The 4,035-nt window shown below is 47.6% G+C and carries 4 protein-coding genes; 3 read left to right on the forward strand and 1 reads right to left on the reverse strand.

The window, feature by feature from the left end; genetic code table 11:
* The coding region (locus CUN59_RS22735) for a CatA-like O-acetyltransferase (protein WP_243406836.1) at positions 1 to 481 on the forward strand (481 nt) is incomplete at its 5' end.
* A 1,390-nt stretch (positions 482 to 1,871) separates the two neighbouring features.
* Here CUN59_RS22735 and CUN59_RS22740 read toward each other — a convergent pair.
* A complete protein-coding gene (locus tag CUN59_RS22740; RefSeq protein WP_000027050.1) occupies positions 1,872 to 2,732 on the reverse strand; it encodes a broad-spectrum class A beta-lactamase TEM-116 in 861 nt (286 codons plus the stop codon).
* A gap of 319 nt (positions 2,733 to 3,051) precedes the next feature.
* On the opposite strand from CUN59_RS22740, the gene CUN59_RS22745 reads away from it, so the two are divergent.
* Positions 3,052 to 3,705, forward strand: a complete 654-nt coding sequence (locus CUN59_RS22745; protein ID WP_104386261.1) for a dihydrofolate reductase — start codon at positions 3,052 to 3,054, stop codon at positions 3,703 to 3,705.
* Between the two features lie 147 nt (positions 3,706 to 3,852).
* Positions 3,853 to 4,035, forward strand: a 183-nt coding sequence (locus CUN59_RS22750) for a CatA-like O-acetyltransferase (RefSeq protein WP_243406837.1), incomplete at its 3' end; no start/stop codon positions are given.

Below are 4,035 nucleotides of genomic sequence, written 5' to 3' on the forward strand. Positions count from 1 at the left end.
TCACATTCTTGCCCGCCTGATGAATGCTCATCCGGAATTTCGTATGGCAATGAAAGACGGTGAGCTGGTGATATGGGATAGTGTTCACCCTTGTTACACCGTTTTCCATGAGCAAACTGAAACGTTTTCATCGCTCTGGAGTGAATACCACGACGATTTCCGGCAGTTTCTACACATATATTCGCAAGATGTGGCGTGTTACGGTGAAAACCTGGCCTATTTCCCTAAAGGGTTTATTGAGAATATGTTTTTCGTCTCAGCCAATCCCTGGGTGAGTTTCACCAGTTTTGATTTAAACGTGGCCAATATGGACAACTTCTTCGCCCCCGTTTTCACCATGGGCAAATATTATACGCAAGGCGACAAGGTGCTGATGCCGCTGGCGATTCAGGTTCATCATGCCGTTTGTGATGGCTTCCATGTCGGCAGAATGCTTAATGAATTACAACAGTACTGCGATGAGTGGCAGGGCGGGGCGTAATTTTTTTAAGGCAGTTATTGGTGCCCTTAAACGCCTGGGGTAATGACTCTCTAGCTTGAGGCATCAAATAAAACGAAAGGCTCAGTCGAAAGACTGGGCCTTTCGTTTTATCTGTTGTTTGTCGGTGAACGCTCTCCTGAGTAGGACAAATCCGCCCTCTAGAGCTGCCTCGCGCGTTTCGGTGATGACGGTGAAAACCTCTGACACATGCAGCTCCCGGAGACGGTCACAGCTTGTCTGTAAGCGGATGCCGGGAGCAGACAAGCCCGTCAGGGCGCGTCAGCGGGTGTTGGCGGGTGTCGGGGCGCAGCCATGACCCAGTCACGTAGCGATAGCGGAGTGTATACTGGCTTAACTATGCGGCATCAGAGCAGATTGTACTGAGAGTGCACCATATGCGGTGTGAAATACCGCACAGATGCGTAAGGAGAAAATACCGCATCAGGCGCTCTTCCGCTTCCTCGCTCACTGACTCGCTGCGCTCGGTCGTTCGGCTGCGGCGAGCGGTATCAGCTCACTCAAAGGCGGTAATACGGTTATCCACAGAATCAGGGGATAACGCAGGAAAGAACATGTGAGCAAAAGGCCAGCAAAAGGCCAGGAACCGTAAAAAGGCCGCGTTGCTGGCGTTTTTCCATAGGCTCCGCCCCCCTGACGAGCATCACAAAAATCGACGCTCAAGTCAGAGGTGGCGAAACCCGACAGGACTATAAAGATACCAGGCGTTTCCCCCTGGAAGCTCCCTCGTGCGCTCTCCTGTTCCGACCCTGCCGCTTACCGGATACCTGTCCGCCTTTCTCCCTTCGGGAAGCGTGGCGCTTTCTCATAGCTCACGCTGTAGGTATCTCAGTTCGGTGTAGGTCGTTCGCTCCAAGCTGGGCTGTGTGCACGAACCCCCCGTTCAGCCCGACCGCTGCGCCTTATCCGGTAACTATCGTCTTGAGTCCAACCCGGTAAGACACGACTTATCGCCACTGGCAGCAGCCACTGGTAACAGGATTAGCAGAGCGAGGTATGTAGGCGGTGCTACAGAGTTCTTGAAGTGGTGGCCTAACTACGGCTACACTAGAAGGACAGTATTTGGTATCTGCGCTCTGCTGAAGCCAGTTACCTTCGGAAAAAGAGTTGGTAGCTCTTGATCCGGCAAACAAACCACCGCTGGTAGCGGTGGTTTTTTTGTTTGCAAGCAGCAGATTACGCGCAGAAAAAAAGGATCTCAAGAAGATCCTTTGATCTTTTCTACGGGGTCTGACGCTCAGTGGAACGAAAACTCACGTTAAGGGATTTTGGTCATGAGATTATCAAAAAGGATCTTCACCTAGATCCTTTTAAATTAAAAATGAAGTTTTAAATCAATCTAAAGTATATATGAGTAAACTTGGTCTGACAGTTACCAATGCTTAATCAGTGAGGCACCTATCTCAGCGATCTGTCTATTTCGTTCATCCATAGTTGCCTGACTCCCCGTCGTGTAGATAACTACGATACGGGAGGGCTTACCATCTGGCCCCAGTGCTGCAATGATACCGCGAGACCCACGCTCACCGGCTCCAGATTTATCAGCAATAAACCAGCCAGCCGGAAGGGCCGAGCGCAGAAGTGGTCCTGCAACTTTATCCGCCTCCATCCAGTCTATTAATTGTTGCCGGGAAGCTAGAGTAAGTAGTTCGCCAGTTAATAGTTTGCGCAACGTTGTTGCCATTGCTACAGGCATCGTGGTGTCACGCTCGTCGTTTGGTATGGCTTCATTCAGCTCCGGTTCCCAACGATCAAGGCGAGTTACATGATCCCCCATGTTGTGCAAAAAAGCGGTTAGCTCCTTCGGTCCTCCGATCGTTGTCAGAAGTAAGTTGGCCGCAGTGTTATCACTCATGGTTATGGCAGCACTGCATAATTCTCTTACTGTCATGCCATCCGTAAGATGCTTTTCTGTGACTGGTGAGTACTCAACCAAGTCATTCTGAGAATAGTGTATGCGGCGACCGAGTTGCTCTTGCCCGGCGTCAATACGGGATAATACCGCGCCACATAGCAGAACTTTAAAAGTGCTCATCATTGGAAAACGTTCTTCGGGGCGAAAACTCTCAAGGATCTTACCGCTGTTGAGATCCAGTTCGATGTAACCCACTCGTGCACCCAACTGATCTTCAGCATCTTTTACTTTCACCAGCGTTTCTGGGTGAGCAAAAACAGGAAGGCAAAATGCCGCAAAAAAGGGAATAAGGGCGACACGGAAATGTTGAATACTCATACTCTTCCTTTTTCAATATTATTGAAGCATTTATCAGGGTTATTGTCTCATGAGCGGATACATATTTGAATGTATTTAGAAAAATAAACAAATAGGGGTTCCGCGCACATTTCCCCGAAAAGTGCCACCTGACGTCTAAGAAACCATTATTATCATGACATTAACCTATAAAAATAGGCGTATCACGAGGCCCTTTCGTCTTCACCTCGAGAAATCATAAAAAATTTATTTGCTTTGTGAGCGGATAACAATTATAATAGATTCAATTGTGAGCGGATAACAATTTCACACAGAATTCATTAAAGAGGAGAAATTAACTATGAGAGGATCGCATCACCATCACCATCACGGATCCGGCATCATGGTTCGACCATTGAACTCGATCGTCGCCGTGTCCCAAAATATGGGGATTGGCAAGAACGGAGACCTACCCTGGCCTCCGCTCAGGAACGAGTTCAAGTACTTCCAAAGAATGACCACAACCTCTTCAGTGGAAGGTAAACAGAATCTGGTGATTATGGGTAGGAAAACCTGGTTCTCCATTCCTGAGAAGAATCGACCTTTAAAGGACAGAATTAATATAGTTCTCAGTAGAGAACTCAAAGAACCACCACGAGGAGCTCATTTTCTTGCCAAAAGTTTGGATGATGCCTTAAGACTTATTGAACAACCGGAATTGGCAAGTAAAGTAGACATGGTTTGGATAGTCGGAGGCAGTTCTGTTTACCAGGAAGCCATGAATCAACCAGGCCACCTCAGACTCTTTGTGACAAGGATCATGCAGGAATTTGAAAGTGACACGTTTTTCCCAGAAATTGATTTGGGGAAATATAAACTTCTCCCAGAATACCCAGGCGTCCTCTCTGAGGTCCAGGAGGAAAAAGGCATCAAGTATAAGTTTGAAGTCTACGAGAAGAAAGGTTCCAGATCTGCATGCGGTACCCCGGGTCGACCTGCAGCCAAGCTTAATTAGCTGAGCTTGGACTCCTGTTGATAGATCCAGTAATGACCTCAGAACTCCATCTGGATTTGTTCAGAACGCTCGGTTGCCGCCGGGCGTTTTTTATTGGTGAGAATCCAAGCTAGCTTGGCGAGATTTTCAGGAGCTAAGGAAGCTAAAATGGAGAAAAAAATCACTGGATATACCACCGTTGATATATCCCAATGGCATCGTAAAGAACATTTTGAGGCATTTCAGTCAGTTGCTCAATGTACCTATAACCAGACCGTTCAGCTGGATATTACGGCCTTTTTAAAGACCGTAAAGAAAAATAAGCACAAGTTTTATCCGGCCTTTATTCAC

This window comes from Cuspidothrix issatschenkoi CHARLIE-1 (assembly GCF_002934005.1).
In the GTDB taxonomy this organism is placed as follows: Bacteria; Cyanobacteriota; Cyanobacteriia; order Cyanobacteriales; family Nostocaceae; genus Cuspidothrix; species Cuspidothrix issatschenkoi.

Bases quoted from the DNA above. Each gene is read 5' to 3' on its own strand.
- CUN59_RS22745 (WP_104386261.1), top strand. From the start codon at position 3,052: ATGAGAGGATCGCATCACCATCACCATCACGGATCCGGCATCATGGTT.
- CUN59_RS22740 (WP_000027050.1), bottom strand. From the start codon at position 2,732: ATGAGTATTCAACATTTCCGTGTCGCCCTTATTCCCTTTTTTGCGGCA.